Consider the following 16,015-nt stretch of genomic DNA (forward strand, 5'->3'; position numbering starts at 1 on the left):
GGCAAAGCACAGAACAGATGGTCGCCCTTTGAGCGTCGATTCGATCGACCAACCGGCCGCTAAAACGCGGCTGAGTTGGCTCGTGCTTCCTGCGATGCGGCTGTGCCAAGTGCACCCCAAACACCAAAGGGGCTTTCCGCTCCGGCGGTATGTCCTTCCCCAGGTCCGTACTGAGTCACGGTCGTGTTGGAGTCCATTTTGTCGGTGGCGGTGTCGATGGTGTTGGTGACGAACTTGATCGCTCCGTCCGTCATCAAAATATGAGCCCCACCTTGATGGCGACTGGAGACGGTATAGACGCCGCCGTACCAATCCAAACCAGGTTCAGAGCTGAACGTGCAGCTTGGTTGATTGGGCGCCAGGATCGTGTTGACCGCTGCGTTGCAGCTGACCGGATCCATCCACCAACGCCCGCGGTTGGTCTGGCCGCTGAATCGTCCCATGCCGGCCAGGGTTTGGTCCTCTTTGTAGAACTGCGGACGATTGGGTTGAACCGTGTCTTTGCATTGTTGCAGGTCTGTTTGAAAGTCCCGCGTGCCAAAGATCGCGGTGGTGCCGATGACCGAACGGTCGCCCTGGAACGTCGCCATCTCACCCATCAGCATCGTCTGGCTTGTTCCGTCCAGGCAATCACGAAATTGCTTGCGTCGGTTCCAGGTGAACATGCCACGGTCCACCGAAGGATCACCGAGCCAAGTGTGCTCTTCTTCCGGATGGTTTTGGTCCGGATGGAACCAGTAGTAAGTGATGTAGCGAGCGGCGTCCCCGTAGCAGAATCCGTAATTCAGACGCCCAATCGCGGCTGTTTCGGTCGCATCGGACGGGCATCGAAGTGCGGGAATTTGAATGCGGTTGGGGGTGTAGTCGGCAGTCCAAGGAAAGCCGCCGTACTTCTCGTAATGGGTTCCGCTGTCGCTGGTGTGGCGGCTCGAAACCATTTCCCAGATTTCTTGCTGTTCCATGTAAGGCAGCATGCCAACGATCGCGCTGTAGCCACGCCAGTTCGCATCGTTGACGGTGCGGCTGTAGGGGAACTTGTTGTACGCAGCATGGTAATTGTGCAGGGCCAGTCCGAGCTGCGTGAAGTTGTTGCTGCATCCGGTGCGTCTGGCGTCTTCGCGAACGTATTGCAGTCCGGGAAGCATCAAGCCGATCAGCACACCCAAGATCGCGATGACGGCTAAGAGTTCCACCAAGGTGAACGCCGAACGAGATTGGGCTGGGTTTGCTTTGGCAAAGCGGCCAGGCTTCGGCGGGAGTGTCGTAGAAGTGAGTTCGGTCAAGTGCGGTGTTGAAGCGGACATCATGGCACCGATGGTTTTGTGTTGGCTGCAGGAGGGAAGTTTTGCAGAGGTGGGAATCCAGGAACGCTGCGTCAACGTGACTCTTGGTTCCGGATGATTTGGGAATCCGCCTTTCCCGATTTGGCTCATGAGGCTGTCGATGCTCTTGAGTCATCGCAGCCGCACTGGAGCAAGCTTTAAAGGCTCAACGACTAGCGAAGGCCTGGGAGTTTGGGACGCTGTGCCGCGAGCACGTTCGAGCGACCCATCAGCTCTTCCACGGCAGCTTGCTCTTCACTCATGTTGCTCGAGGACAACATCGAGTTGGAGGATTGCCCGCAACCGGCTAGCAGTAGGAAGAGAAACGCCAAAGCCATCCATTTGCCGTCTTGGCACATGCACGAAGTCATCATTTGGTCCTTGCTGGTTTGAAAGCCCAACGGTCGAGTCGGAACCGGTCTCATTCGTTCCTTTACTCGGCCACTGAGAAGGACCATAAGCACTCAAATCCGAATCGCCAAATATCAAACGCGGTTCGAAACGGGGGGTGACCTCGATCAAGAGTCGCTGAGAGATTCGCTACTGTCGGCAAGTTTCCTGAAGCGACAGAGAAGGGCGGGATCGTCGCTCTTGTTGTTTTTTGTGTTTTTTCAGGAAATATTTCGGTTTCCTGGTCATTGAATGGCGTTTTTGTCGTTTATTGTTGCACGTTTGGTTCATCTTTGGCCACGCGGACGAACCTTGGTCGCCATCGGTTGCAAAGTGACTAACGTGAGGAAAGACAGCATAGGGTGATCCGAAAGGGACACTCAAAACGAGGCGGGGACGCACATTATGAGCGTGTCTGAACTGCGGTGACGGGGGCTTTGTCAATGCCGTTCGAGATCAGAGATGCGTCGGATCGGCGGGCGCGGCGTCGCTCGGTTCGTCGACCGAGCGACGGTCGGGTTCAGTCCAGTTTCGCGATTAGGAAACGCTTCCCTGCGACCATTGGTTGTCGATCATCCGCCAAGTCTCCGCAGTTGGAGGCGTGTCTTTCAACAAAGCTGGCAATCGCGATTCGCGAACGTTGTCGAAGCTGGTTAGCTTTCCGAAGCGAAGCAGTGCACCGGGGACTCCAACCGCAGTGAAACCCGGGTGTCCCGTTGCTGGATAAGGGCCGCCGTGGTTCATGGCGGGGCTGACGGCGACTCCGGTTGGCATCTTGTCATTCAGCAAGCGACCGACCTTAGGTTCCAGTTCAAAAGCGATCTTCGAGTAGGACTCTTCGTCACTTCCGTCGTTGGCCGAGTAAACGCATCCAGTCAAGTTGCCTTCGAGATGACGGATCGCTTCGCAGAGTTGGTCCAGATCATCGGCGACGACCAACAAGGATGCGTTGCCAAAGGCTTCTGTTTGGAAGCCTTCTGGGTTGCTAAGGAATTCGGCTCCGCTGGTTTTGAGCAACGTGTTGGCCATGGCACAACGATCTGCTTCCGCTTCACCGCCACCGGCCAGAAGTTCAGCACCGAATCCAACCAATGCTTCAATGCTCTTGCCCAGCGAGGACGCCACGGCAGGCGAAAGCAGTGTGCCGGATGGCGATGTCGAGAAGCGTTCCTTGACCGCCGCGATGAACTGGTCCGTTGCGTCACTCTTGAGCAACATCACGGTGCCAGGGTTTGTGCAGAACTGTCCGGTGCCCATCAAAACACTGGTCATGAATTCATCGACGATCGCGTCGCCACGTTCCTGCAGCGCCGCCGGCGTGATGACCACTGGATTGACGCTGGATAGTTCGAGGTAAATCGGTTTGCCCGCTTTGTCGGCCGCCGCTTTCAAGGTTAGGCCGGCACCCCGACTGCCCGTGTATCCGGTCGCGCCGACGCGCGGATCGGAAACCAATTTTTCGCCATCGGCATGACTGGTGCGGTAGATCAATTGCACGGTGGCGGCTGGCAATCCCGTTTCCGCGGTGGCTTCCAACGCCAGTTCGGCAAACAATCGAGTCGTGTCCGGGTGCGAACTGTTCGCCTTACCGATCACAGGGTTCCCCGCACCGATCGCCGCCGCGAAGTCGCCACCGGAAACGCTTCCAAAGGCGAAGGGAAAGTTGTTGGGACCGAACACGCACACCGGGCCAAGCGGACCGTAGCAAGAACGGATGCCAGCTTGGGTGTCGATGGTCGGCAATGCCCAGTTGCCGGTGCGGCACGCCTTGGCTGCGGCACGCAATTGATTGCTTGTCCGAGGCAGTTCCACATCGGCCAAACGAGGCGAACGGGCCAAACCGGTTTCGGCAAACGCGGTTTCCACCAATTTGTCTTTCGCCGCGTCGATCTTGTCGGCGTAACACTCCAAGAATTCAGCCACTTTTTCCGGCCCCAGCTTTCGAAGCTCGGCGGCAGCTTCCACGGCGGCGTCCAGTGCCTCATCGCAATCCTTCCACTCACTCACGGGGAACGATGCGTCGAGTTTCTCGTTCCGATTGGGGTCGGTGGCTTGGAAAGTGGACGACGCGTTGGCGTCTCGCCAGGTTCCTGCGATCAAAACGGGTTGGGTGGCGGGCGATGCGATGGACATAAAAGGCAAGCTTTCTGCGTAGAAGTGAACGAACTCGTCGAAACTCCATGGAGTTGAGTCTGTATCGTCAATCATTCTCCGAATTGCCTCAACCGGTCTCGCGAATCTGGTTCATCCGAAGGCCCAATACTCGACGGCGACGGTGTTGCGTCGGCGGTACCAAAACATTACCAATGCATCGAAATGTCTTGAGGTGATGGTTTGTTAGAGGCAGGAATGATGGCGAGTGAATCGAAGTCGAAACCCGTTCGGTTGGTGATCGTGGGTGGCGTTGCCGGCGGGGCGTCCGCCGCGACCCGGGCGCGGCGGATGAATGAGGACGCCGAGATCATTTTGTTTGAAAAGGACGAGCATGTGTCCTTTGCCAATTGTGGGTTGCCTTATCACATCGGCGGTGAGATTGAAAATCGAGACGCTTTGGTGGTTGCATCAGCCGAGTTCCTGAGACGTCGTTTTCGATTGGATGTCCGCACTCGCGAAGAAGTCGTCTCGATGAACCGAGAGAAGAAAACTGTCACTGTTCGAAGGCACGCGATCGAAGGTGGATCCGCCGAAGCGACCTACGAGCAACCGTACGACAAATTGATTTTGGCTCCGGGGGCATCACCCATTGTTCCCGATCTGCCCATTGCTCCCGGTCTGCCCAGTGTGGATGCCGCGAACGTGCAAACGCTGCGGAATCTTGCGGACATGGATCGGATCAAAGCGTTGGTGGATTCCACGAAAGTCAAACGTGCCGTGGTGGTTGGTGCGGGATACATCGGGCTGGAGATGGTGGAACAACTTCGACGTCGCGATGTCGAAGTCGCCTTGGTGGAGTTGCAAAATCAGGTGCTGCCATTGCTGGATCCGGAGATGGCAAAACCCATTGAATCGAGCCTGCGTGAAAACCATGTCGAATTGCATTTGGGCGTTGGGCTGGAGTCGATTCAATGCGAAGGAACCAACGCCACGGCGGTTCGTTTAAGCGATCAGTCTGAATGCGCGGCGGATCTGGTCATTCTTGGGATCGGCGTCCGTCCCAACACGCAGTTGGCCGTGGAGTCCGGGTTGGCGATCGGCGGAACAGGCGGCGTGCATGTGGATCAGTTTTCTCGAACGAGCGATCCTGATGTGTATGCGGTGGGGGACGTCTCGGAACCGATCTTTGGCCCGACTCAGTCACCGATGCGAGTCGCTTTGGCCGGACCGGCGAACCGTGCTGGCAGACTGGCGGGCGAGCATGCGGTGACGGGAAAGTCTCAGCCGACTGTGCCTGTTTGGGGCACCAGCGTGGTGCGAGTGTTTGATGTATCCGTCGCCATGACGGGGCTGACTCGTGCCTCCGCGAAACGCTGTGGTGTGGAAGCCACCAGCGTCACCGTCGTTGCGAAACACCACGCGGGTTATTTCCCGGGGGCCGAGATGATGACGTTGAAGTTGGTCTTTGATCCAGGTGATGGAAAGATTCTGGGAGCCCAATGCGTTGGCGGCAGTGGGATCGACAAGCGGATTGATGTGATCGCCACGGCGATGCATTTTGGCGGGTCGGTGCGAGACCTGACGGGACTGGATTTGGCGTACGCTCCGCCGTTTGGATCGGCCAAGGATCCTGTGCACATGGCAGGATTTGCCGCAACGAATTTGCTGGACGGTGTGGAGACCTTTGCCGATTCGGACGCGGATTTGGAAGGTTTGCAGATCGTGGACGTCCGAAGCAAAGCCGAAATTGAAAAGGCGCCGCTGCGGAATGCGGACGGCGTGATTCACATCCCGGTCGACGAGCTTCGTGATCGACTGGATGAATTGGATCCGACACGTCCCACGGTCGTCAGTTGTGCGGTTGGAGTTCGCGGCCACATCGCTTCGCGGATTTTACGCCAACATGGATTTGACGTTCAGAATCTCTCGGGCGGAGCGACGGTTCGCAATCGGTGCTTTGATGCGTCGTGATGAGCCGCCGAAATTCGCATCGCTCAGACGCTGAGATGGGCTTGTTGCTTTCCAACCGAAAAGCTCGACAGGTCCATGAAGGAGGTGCGTCGCTCAACCGTGTCGGCAATGGCGACGGCGGTTCCGCAAGCGAGGTGGATACCACTGCGGTAATGGCCGCCCGCAACGAGCAAGCGTTCTTGATCGGGGATGCGTCCGATCATCGGGAAACCGTCAAAGGTCATGGGACGATGCCCCGACCAACTGGCCACTTCCTTCGCGGATGACAGTTCCGGACAAACCCGATTCGCGAAATGGCGAAGGCCTTCCAACACCTCGGGCGTGGTTCCTAATTCGAACCCAACCTCTTCTTCGCAGGAACCGACCAGCACATGTCCGTCACCCCGGGCCACCAAATATCGGTTGCCAATGTTGAGCACGATCGGATCGGTGAAGGTTTGGCTGTGAAGCAACAGGATTTGGCCTCGTATTGGGATGACCGATGCGTTCAAGCGGACTTCGGGAGCAATGCTGCCGATGGTCGCCCCGCCGCATAGCACGACTTGGTCGCATTGAATGCTGCTTGCTACGCCACCTGATGTCTCGACAACCAATTTGCAACCGGTGTCGGTCGCATGGAGGTCGCGAACGTTGGAATGCGGGCACAAATGGACCCCGCGTTGTTGACATTGCTTTGCCAACGCAGCAAGCAACCTGGGCGGGCGAATCTGGTACTCGTCCGGTGTCCACCATCCGGCGCTTTGGGGATGTTTTTGGATCCAGGGATTGGTTTCGGCCCAACTGCTTAATCGTGGTTGTCGACGCAGAAGTTCGTCGGCATCGATGCGTTCACATTCCAGATTCAGATCGTTCCAGTAAGCCATCATTCCCGTCAGCGCGGAGGCTTCGCCGATTGATTCGGCCAAGTACATGCCACCGCAACGCATCAAGCCGGGGTCGATCCCCGTGTGTTCTGTCAACTGTTGGCACCACAGCGGCCACAAGGTGTGGCTGTACCCACGCAGTCGATCAATCGGATCGGTCGCGCGGTCAAAATTGGCGGGCGGCAGAATTCCTGCCGCGGCCCAGGACGTTCCTTTGGCGATGTCACCGCGGTCCAGCAGTGTGACCGTTTCGCCACGACGTGCCAGTTCCCAAGCGACGGAGAGTCCGATGACTCCACCGCCGATCACAACGCTACCGCAGGACGTCGGTGGTGCCGTTGAGACGTGATCGGTGGAGGCGTAAGAGTTGGACAAATCAGTCAACGGTCAGTTTGAGAATTTGGCGTATGTCGCTTGCAAGTTGTCGGTGCGAGTCCCTTGATCTCGTCGGAACGACGTCGGTATTGTCGTTGAGATTTTCAATTTGATGAAGGAGGGACGTCAGGTCGTCGAACGTGTCGACATCGGATCGAGTCGGTAGGGTCCCAACCCGGAGTCCCATCGACTCGGCGGCCCGCATTGTTTCCTCGAAAACGGTCTCCGTGCTCCATCGCACGCCTTGCCACAGAGCGTCCCAACGAAACGTCGTTGGTTGCAGTGAGTCACGTGCGATTGGTTTCAGGCAGATCGCGATCAGGTAGTAACCGCCGTCGTCTGCTGGTCCCAACACCAGGTCATGAGACAGCAGCATTTCAGTGACGGTGTTCAGGTCGCCGGTCGCCAGCAGCGGGCAATCGGCTCCAATCAGAATGGCATGCGTCGGCGAAATGAAATCCCCACGGGGCGATTGGCTCGCGAACCAGCGGTTCATTCGATCGCCCAAATCGCCGTCACCCTGGTCGACCACCGTCCAGTGTTCCAAACCGGCCCAGTGTTCCGACCCAGCGGATTGCTGCTTCCGAGCTGCCAGCACTGGAGACGCGACCCATTCACGCCGCTCGCCCCAATCACGAAATTCCTGGAACAGTTGGTCCAAGAATCGCTGATGTAGGCAGGCGGCTTGGTCGAAACCGATGGTGGATCCCAAACGAGTTTTGACCTTTCCCGACATGGCGACTTTGGCCATCACGCCCAGTACGCGTGTCGGGCGGGGTTGCGCGGACTCCGGTTTGCCGGATTGACGAGGTGCCGGGGCGGCGGTTTCGCAGGGCAGGGCGGAGACGTCATTTGAGCGAACATCGTGAACCGGGGGGCTCGATTGGGGGCTGGCTTGCCCGTTGGAAGTCCACGGCTGGGGCGCCGGGTGCTTCGGCTCGTTGTCGACTTTGGGCGTGTCGGAATCTGCCTTCGGATCGGACATGAAAATGTTGGTTGCTGCCGAGAAAGGATGCCGGTCGTGACCACTACGTGATGTCAGATTGGTTTACAATTCCGCCCCAGGCGTTCGGCAATCCGACAATTTCATCCTGCTGAACGCGAGTTTTTGGTTAAACTTGATGAAAGGTGTGGCCAAGTGTGATTCACTTTGTCGCGACCTCTCCTCCTAGTCTCCACGGCGTCTCCTTCGACCGGGATATCGATTCGCGGACTTGTCTTCTAACGAGATTTTCTTCCACCCGCTATGGCTTCGATCACATCGGAACGATTTGTCGAGATGGTTGCGAGAAGCAACCTTGTCGACGAAGCCACGCAAGAACGATTTCTCAAGAAGGTCCGGGAGAAGTGTGATGGAAAGCTGCCGACCAGTTCGAAAAAGCTGGCATTGGCTTACAAGAAAGCCGGGCTGCTGACGGATTGGCACGTCGACAAGCTCTTCACCGGAAAATACAAGGGCTTCTTCCTGGGCAAGTACAAACTGCTCGGGCACATCGGCTCCGGCGGGATGAGCAGCGTTTACCTCGCCGAGCACACGGGACTGGGGGACAAACGTGCGATCAAGGTATTGCCAAAGAAACGTGTCAATGATGCGTCGTATTTGGCTCGCTTCAAACTCGAAGCCAAGGCGATCGCGTCGCTGAATCACCCCAACATCGTGTTGGCCCACGACATCGACAATGACGGTGACGTCCACTACATCGTGATGGAGTACGTCGACGGGGTGGACCTGCAAATGTTGGTTCGTCGCGACGGGCCATTGGACTTTTCCACCGCTGCCGAATTGATCGGCCAAGCGGCTCGTGGGTTGGCACACGCCCACGAACGCGGCGTGGTGCACCGTGACGTCAAACCCGCCAATTTGTTGATCGACAGCGACGGACGAGTGCGTTTGTTGGACATGGGTTTGGCGTTGGTTTCCGCGACGGGCGATGATGAATCGCTGACGGTCGCCAACAACGAAAACGTTTTGGGCACCGCGGATTATTTGGCTCCGGAACAAGCGTTGAACAGCCACACGGTGGACCACCGCGTTGATATCTACGGCCTTGGTTGCACGTTGTATTTCTTGCTCACCGGGCGTCCTCCTTTTGCGGAGGGCACGTTGGCCCAGCGGATCGCCAAGCATCAAAACGAGATGCCCAAGGCCATCCGAGAATTGCGGCCGGAGTGTCCGGGCGAGTTGGAAGGGATCTGCGTGAAGATGATCCAAAAGGATCCTCGCTATCGCTATCAAACCGCGTCAGCCGTGGCGGAAATTCTCGAAAAGTTCGCCTCCGCGGTTCCCAAAGGCGAAGCCATTCGCGTGGGATTGGGCGAGGCACCAGATGAAGACAGCAGCTTGTCCTCGATGGATTTTGAAAGCAGTTCTGGTTCGCTGGTTCACCAGTCGCATCAGGACACCGTGACGAACAAGAACGACGACACGCTGGCCAGCAGTCGTTCCAAATTGATTCGCGAACAGAACGAAGCGGCGAGCGAGAGCGGGCGTTTGGTCAAAGTCGGCGCACCGGTGACACCGGCCGACATGATGGAAGGAAGCTTCCTCGACCTCGAAGTCGAATCAGGGTACAAGGGGCCCACAGCACGGACGCCGAGTTCGGGAAGTCGACGCGGCGTTGGCTCGGGTATTCAACGAAACAATCCCAACGCGACGCGTGCGGCTCGCAACGAGAACCAGAACAAGGGCATCGACCCGGTCTTGTTAGGAACCGTCGTGACTTCCCTGTTCATCGCCGCTCTCGCGTTGGGATACTTCCTGGCAAAAGTGACGTCTTGACTGTAGTTCTCGATCGGCCCTACGAGTTTGTTCCGCCCTACCGCGGCAACCTGTGGCCCACCGCCATTCAAACCTTCCGGTTGATTGATTGGCACCTTCGCTCCAAAGAAGCGGTGTTGGACTACGAATGCCGCAACGCCGATCGGTTTGCGGAGTCTCTGTCCGCCGGGCACGGGATCTTGCTGGCTCCCAATCATTGCCGTTACGCGGATCCGATCGTGCTGGGGTGGTTGGCTCGACAAGTTCGAACGCATTTGTACGCGATGGCGTCGTGGCATTTGTTCAACACCAATCGGTTCGAGCAATTTGCGCTTCGGCGCATGGGTGCGTTCAGCGTTTTTCGTGAAGGCAACGATCGCAAAGCCTTGGAAACCGCGATCGACATTCTGACCACCGGGGAACGTCCTTTGGTGTTGTTCCCTGAAGGCACCACCAACCGCACCAATGATTTGTTGAAGCCGTTGCTGGACGGAGTCACCTTCATCGCTCGTGCCGCAGCGAAAAAACGTGCCAAGGCAGGGGAGGGTGAGGTTGTCATTCACCCGGTCGGGCTGAAGTATCTGTGTCTGGACGACGCTCGTGACTGGGCTCATGAGCAGTTGGCCGAGCTGGAAGGAACCTTGAGTTGGTTGCCCGCTTCGCAAATGGGATCCGCCCAAGATTTGGTGGGGCGTTTGCTGAAGGTTTCGCAGGCCTATTTGGCGCTGAAAGAGATCGAATTCACCGGGCAAGCATCGACGGGCGATCTGAGCAGTCGTCGCGATCGATTGATTGAGCAGTTGCTTCAACAGGCCGAACAACGGTACGACTTGGTGGCAAAGTCCACCGACGATGTCCGAGAACGCGTTCGCAAAATCCGAGCGGCCGTTTCCAGCACGTTCTTCTCCGCGGAAGAATCGAATCGAGAGCCTGCGACTTTTCGTCGCGATGTGGAACGGGCTGACCTAGCACAGTTTCTGTTGTCGTTTCCCGATGAATACTTAACCCCGGGAAAGATTACCGACACGCGAATTGTGGAAACGATTCAGCGGATCCAGGAAGCGATTTTTGGCAAGGCCAAGGACTCGATTCCAATGAAGGTGGTGATTGATGTCGGGGAAGCGATTCCGGTGCCGGCGGGGCGTCCGCCTCGCGGTGAAACGGATCCGGTGCTTTGCCAACTTCGAGACCAACTGCATACAATGGTGACTTCGTTGTCCAAGGAAGCCAACTTGTTGGCCTGAGACACGTGACGATTGATTGCGACGGTGTTTCGCCTGGGTTTCCGATTGGCATCCCCTATCGGCTTTCCCTGTCGGTTTCCTCGTTCAGCCTCCCATCTCAACTCACACGCCAACACAACCATGTTGTCATTCTTCAAGAATCTTCGACCTGTTTTCCCCACGCGTCCCATGCAGGCCGCTGGCATTTTGACGGCGGTGGCTGGTGGAATCGCGATCAGCGGATGCAGTGAACCGAAGCCGATGGCGTTCGAGCCCAACCTCGTGCACGCGATGAAGTACGAGTTGAAGGAGGGCATCGAAATGGAACAGGCATCCAACGATGCGTTCTGGATCGTGACGGAAATGTTTGGCACGCCCGAGCAACCCAAGTTGCCGGAGGCCGCCACGGAGGACGAAGATTTCGCGACTTTGGTTTCGCTGGATAACCTGATCATGGCATCGGGTCCTGCCGACGCGGAGGGTCGCGGGCTGTATCAAAAGCATTGTGCCGTTTGTCACGGCGTCAGCGGCGATGGACGTGGTTCCTCTTCCGCTATTTTGAATCCCTATCCGCGTGACTACCGGAAAGGTGTTTTCAAGTTCAAGTCAACGGAACGTGGCGAGAAGCCAACCCGAGAGGACTTGGCGACATTGATCAAGCACGGCATTGAAGGCACCGCGATGGTTCCAGTGCCGAAGCTGAATGACAAGCAACTGGCGGCGCACTTGGGCAAGTCGATCGATTCCATGAGCGAAGCTGAAGTCGAAGCCGCCAAGGAAGAGGTTTTGGAGGAGCAGGTCGAGGCACTTACGGATTACGTGATCTATCTGTCGTGGCGTGGCGAATTGGAACGCACGTTGATTGATGACGCGATCTTCGAACTGGATTTGGAAGGTGGCGATCGAATCATCAATCCCTCTCATCGCAACTCGACTGACGAAGAAGAGAAAGAACTCTTCGACGAAGGCTGGGAGATCGCGGAGGATTATGTGTTGGAGATCGCGGACGCTTGGTTGGCCGCACCTGACATGGTCGTGGAGGTTCCGGAACCACCTGCCGACATTCCGGTCGCTGACAACTACGACGAGTACGTTGCGTTGCAGAATGGCGACGAAGCCGAAACGTTGGCAAAGTCAGTCGCTCGCGGCAAAGAGCTTTACATGGGCAAGATCGCCCTGTGCAGCAAATGCCACGGCGCCAAAGGCATGGGCGATGGACAAACGACGGATTACGACGATTGGACGAAGGAATGGACGCTCGGCATCGGGATCAAACCTGAGAACCGGGACGATCTGATCCCCTTGTTGGCTCGTGGGGCATTGCCGCCGATCAACGCCAAACCTCGCAACTTCACGACCGGGTTGTTTCATGGTGGAGGCACCGCGGAGGATTTGTATCTGCGGATCACCCAGGGGATCGAAGGTTCTCCGATGCCCGCCGCGACGTTTGTCGATGGTGAGTTCGAAGAAGACGACGTGTGGCACTTGATCAACTACCTGCGGTCGTTGCAAAACCCACCCGAAACGGAAGAGACAACCGAAGAGCCCGCAACCACCGAAGTTGCAGCCCGCTGAAGTTCAATCCCTGTAGCTCGGTGGTCCCCCACCGAGAGCTGAGCTCATTCACGGCGGGGGACCGCCGTGCCACAGGTGTTGTATCGTGAGGTCACGCTGAATTCCATTCAGCTCAACGCGTCGGCGAAGGCTTGTTTCAGCCGTTCTGCGGCGTTGCCAGCTTGGCTGCTTTGGATCACCACGTTCACCTGCAGTTCGCTGGTCGCGATCATCTCCACATTGATCCCGGCGGAGGCGAGCTGATCAAACAAGATCGTTCCGACTTGAGTGTGGCTTCGCAAACCAATCCCGCTGACGCTGAGCTTGGTAATGCCCGAAGCTCCACGCACGGCTCGCATTTGATGCTTGTCGCAAATCGCTTGAGCAACCTTTTCCGCGTCTGCCAAATCGGCTTGTTCCACCGTGAAGCTGACACTGGTGCTGCCGTCTTCGCCGTCATAACCCTGAACGATCATGTCGACAAAGATGCTTGCCTGGCCGATTTGGTCAAACATGTCCGCCGCCACACCGACTTGATCAGGCACACCGTCCAGTGTGACGCGAGCTTGATCGGGAACGATCGAAATGTCGGTCAGCGTGAGTGCTTCCAATGCATCGTTTTGCAGGCGTGCAACCACGTCCGCGACGTCGGCTTCCTTGGCCGCGCTGGCTTTGATTTCGTTCCAAGTTTTTGCATCCGCAGGACGCTCGTGAAGCGAGAACGCTTCGTGGACCGCGCGCAGGGCCGTGTCGGCTTGGTCACGTGGCACCAAGCATGAGATTTTGATTTCGCTGGTCGTGATCATTTGGATGTTCACGTTGGCGTCTGCCAAGGCGCGAAACATGCTCGCGGCGACGGACTTCTGATGCGCCATGCCGAGTCCGACCACGCTGACTTTGGAAACTTGATCGTCGTGAGTCACGCCATCGGCACCCAGCGATTTCAGGATCGCTTCCAACGCGTTGAGAGTCTTTTTCAACTCGCCGCCGGCTACGGTGAAGGACACATCGGCTTTGCCAGCGTCGCCCACGTTTTGAACCACCATGTCGACGGCGACCTTTTCAGCCGCGATTGCGGAGAAAATCTTTTGGCTCATGCCAGGCACATCCGGAACGCCCAGGACCGTCACGCGAGCTTCATCACGCGTGAGGGCGGCTCCTGATACCGGTGCGGATTCGGATTCCGGTTGAGCAACGATCATCGTCCCGTCTTGGTCCGAGAAGCTGCTGCGAACATGAATCGGCACATCAAACTTTTTGGCGAATTCGATTGATCGCGAATGCATCACGCCGGCACCGAGCGATGCCAGTTCCAGCATTTCGTCGTAACTGATCACATCCACTCGGCGAGCTTCGGCCAGCAAACGTGGGTCGGTCGTGTAGACACCATCCACGTCAGTGTTGATCTCACACGCATCGGCACCCAGCACGGCCGCCAGAGCAACAGCGGTGGTATCGCTTCCACCTCGACCCAGGGTTGTGATGTTCAGGTCGTCGTCGATGCCTTGGAATCCCGCGGCGACCACGATGTTGCCGGCATCCAACAAGCTTTCGATGCGACCCGTGTCGATCGATTGAATGCGAGCCTTGCTGAAACTGTTGTCGGTCTTCAGTCCAATCTGGCCGCCAGTGAGGCTGACCGCTTTGGAACCCATTTGGTGGATGGCCATCGCAACCAAAGCCACGCTGACTTGTTCGCCCGTGCTGAGCAGCATGTCCATTTCACGGGCGGGAGGCTCTTCGCTGATCTGCGAAGCCAGGTCCAGCAACGTGTCGGTGTTCTTGCCCATGGCGCTGACCACCATCACGACTTGGTGACCGGCTTTTTGTGCACGGATGGCCTTGCGAGCAGCAGCACGGATTTTGTCGGTGTCCGCGACGGAGGTGCCGCCGAATTTTTGAACGATCAGGGACATGGAGATGACGAAACGAAAGGGAGTTGAAGGTGGCGAGCGACGATCAGAACAGTCGCTCAGGTTGCGATCGCGTGGAGATCAATCGGCTTTCTTGACGAACGAATCCATCATTGTCCAACCAGGATCAAAGGCCCAACCGGAAGCATTCGCGGCCACCTCGTCGAAGGTGGTCGCCGAATCGGCTTCGATCCCGGTTCCGGCCATCACAAGCGGCACCGGACCGTGGGTGTGCTTCTTCGTGCGACAGAAGGTTGGGTGGTCGGGCAGGATCAACATGCGATGCTCACCGTGCTGCGACAACGCTTCCCACAAAGGAGCAACGATGTGCTCGTCGATCTGCTGCAATGCTTTGATTTTCTCGTCCGCGTTGCCCTCGTGGGAGGCTTCGTCCGGTGCTTCGATGTGGACGCAGACGAAATCATAATCAGCGAGTGCCTGGATTGCTGCTTGCCCTTTCCCGGCGTAGTTCGTGTCCAGGTAACCCGTGGCACCTTCGACCTCGATCCGAGGCCAGCCCGCCAGTGCGCCGATGCCGCGAAGCAAGTCAACGGCGGTGATCATCACGCCGCGAATGCCGTATCGTTCTTCGAACGTTGAGAGCTTGGGGGCGCCGCCGCTGCTCCACAACCAAACGTGCGTGGCTTCGTCTTTGCCTGCCGCTTTGCGAGCCGCATTGATCGGATGTTTCGCCAGGATCTCAGCCGAGGCATTCATCAGGTCAACCAAGATCTGGCTTCCTGGGCCGCGTGGGAAATCATCGACCACGCTTAAGTCGGTCAAATCGTGAGGGGCACTGGATCGCGTCGATGAGGTGAACGGCGAGGGATGATCCGCGTCGCCGCGATACAGCATCAAATTGCGATAGCTCACGCCGGGGACAAATTCCAAACGCTCAGCCAGGTCGCTGTCGGCCAAGGGGCCGTTCTCTCCGAACAATTCTTTCGAAAGGTCGGCCAGCAACGTGGTGGCTTCTTCGGTGCTGATGTGATCAGCGGTGAAGTCGATCATCGTTTGGTCGCGTATGGTGACCAAATTGCAGCGAACGGCACAATCGTACGGCCCCAGCTCGATGCCTTGTGCGGCGGCTTCCAGCGGAGCGCGTCCCGTGAAGCACACGTTGGGGTCGTAGCCCAGCAAACACAGGTTGGCGATCTCGCTGCCGGCGGGAAAGTCAATCGGCGTGTTGTCCGTGACGCCGACGCGGCCCAGCGAAGCGATCTTGTCCATCGCGGGCAGATTCGCGGCCTGCAGCGGTGTGCGGCCGTTCAGCGATTCCAGGGGTTCGTCGGCACAGCCGTCGGGAATAATCAGTGCATATTTCATGGCGAAGGCTCCGCCGGGATGATCGAGAGAATTGTGGCAGTTTCGTTGAACACTGGAAAAAACGAAAGGGCCCGACCGAGATCGCTCAGTCGGGGGCGTAGCAGATGACGTGACTGTGCCAATCGCTGCAATCGGACCGCGTCCCCAGGCTTGACACCAAACCACCCAAAAAGATGTGGTGAAGTGGTCGGACGTGACCCATTCTTGATTGGATCAATAGCTCTCT

The 16,015-nt window shown here is 57.5% G+C and carries 11 protein-coding genes; 4 read left to right on the forward strand and 7 right to left on the reverse strand.

Annotated features, from left to right (window positions below):
• Positions 1-59: 59 nt before the first annotated feature.
• The 3 genes from LOC70_RS14270 to LOC70_RS14280 form a co-directional block, all read right to left on the reverse strand.
• A complete protein-coding gene (locus LOC70_RS14270) occupies positions 60-1,307 on the reverse strand; it encodes a DUF1559 domain-containing protein (RefSeq protein WP_230254529.1) in 1,248 nt (415 codons plus the stop codon).
• Between the two features lie 188 nt (positions 1,308-1,495).
• Complete coding sequence (locus LOC70_RS14275) at positions 1,496-1,696, reverse strand: hypothetical protein (protein ID WP_230254531.1); 201 nt, start codon at positions 1,694-1,696, stop codon at positions 1,496-1,498.
• A 553-nt stretch (positions 1,697-2,249) separates the two neighbouring features.
• Positions 2,250-3,845, reverse strand: coding sequence for an aldehyde dehydrogenase (NADP(+)) (locus LOC70_RS14280; protein WP_230256148.1), 1,596 nt, complete (start codon positions 3,843-3,845; stop codon positions 2,250-2,252).
• 216 nt (positions 3,846-4,061) lie between these two features.
• Here LOC70_RS14280 and LOC70_RS14285 point away from each other — a divergent pair, with 216 nt between their 5' ends.
• Positions 4,062-5,777, forward strand: coding sequence for an FAD-dependent oxidoreductase (locus LOC70_RS14285; protein ID WP_230254533.1), 1,716 nt, complete (start codon positions 4,062-4,064; stop codon positions 5,775-5,777).
• A 23-nt stretch (positions 5,778-5,800) separates the two neighbouring features.
• Here LOC70_RS14285 and LOC70_RS14290 read toward each other — a convergent pair whose 3' ends face one another.
• Positions 5,801-7,015, reverse strand: a complete 1,215-nt coding sequence (locus LOC70_RS14290) for an NAD(P)/FAD-dependent oxidoreductase (protein WP_390889071.1) — start codon at positions 7,013-7,015, stop codon at positions 5,801-5,803.
• A 1-nt stretch (position 7,016) separates the two neighbouring features.
• A complete protein-coding gene (locus tag LOC70_RS14295) occupies positions 7,017-8,000 on the reverse strand; it encodes a TIGR04282 family arsenosugar biosynthesis glycosyltransferase (RefSeq protein ID WP_230254546.1) in 984 nt (327 codons plus the stop codon).
• 261 nt (positions 8,001-8,261) lie between these two features.
• Here LOC70_RS14295 and LOC70_RS14300 point away from each other — a divergent pair, with 261 nt between their 5' ends.
• The 3 genes from LOC70_RS14300 (at position 8,262) to LOC70_RS14310 (ending at position 12,571) form a co-directional block, all read left to right on the forward strand.
• Positions 8,262-9,794, forward strand: coding sequence for a serine/threonine protein kinase (locus LOC70_RS14300; protein WP_230254548.1), 1,533 nt, complete (start codon positions 8,262-8,264; stop codon positions 9,792-9,794).
• Positions 9,791-11,017 (forward strand): lysophospholipid acyltransferase family protein, encoded by a 1,227-nt coding sequence (locus LOC70_RS14305; protein WP_230254550.1) that lies wholly within the window; start codon positions 9,791-9,793, stop codon positions 11,015-11,017. The genes LOC70_RS14300 and LOC70_RS14305 overlap by 4 nt, the downstream gene beginning before the upstream one ends.
• 120 nt (positions 11,018-11,137) lie before the next feature.
• Entirely contained in the window at positions 11,138-12,571 is a 1,434-nt protein-coding gene (locus LOC70_RS14310) for a c-type cytochrome (protein WP_230254552.1), read from the forward strand.
• 107 nt (positions 12,572-12,678) lie between these two features.
• Here LOC70_RS14310 and LOC70_RS14315 read toward each other — a convergent pair whose 3' ends face one another.
• A complete protein-coding gene (locus tag LOC70_RS14315) occupies positions 12,679-14,466 on the reverse strand; it encodes an aspartate kinase (RefSeq protein WP_230254554.1) in 1,788 nt (595 codons plus the stop codon).
• A gap of 78 nt (positions 14,467-14,544) precedes the next feature.
• A complete protein-coding gene (locus LOC70_RS14320) occupies positions 14,545-15,789 on the reverse strand; it encodes a cofactor-independent phosphoglycerate mutase (RefSeq protein ID WP_230254556.1) in 1,245 nt (414 codons plus the stop codon).
• Positions 15,790-16,015: the final 226 nt, after the last annotated feature.

This window comes from Rhodopirellula halodulae, assembly GCF_020966775.1.
GTDB classification, from domain to species: domain Bacteria; phylum Planctomycetota; class Planctomycetia; order Pirellulales; family Pirellulaceae; genus Rhodopirellula; species Rhodopirellula halodulae.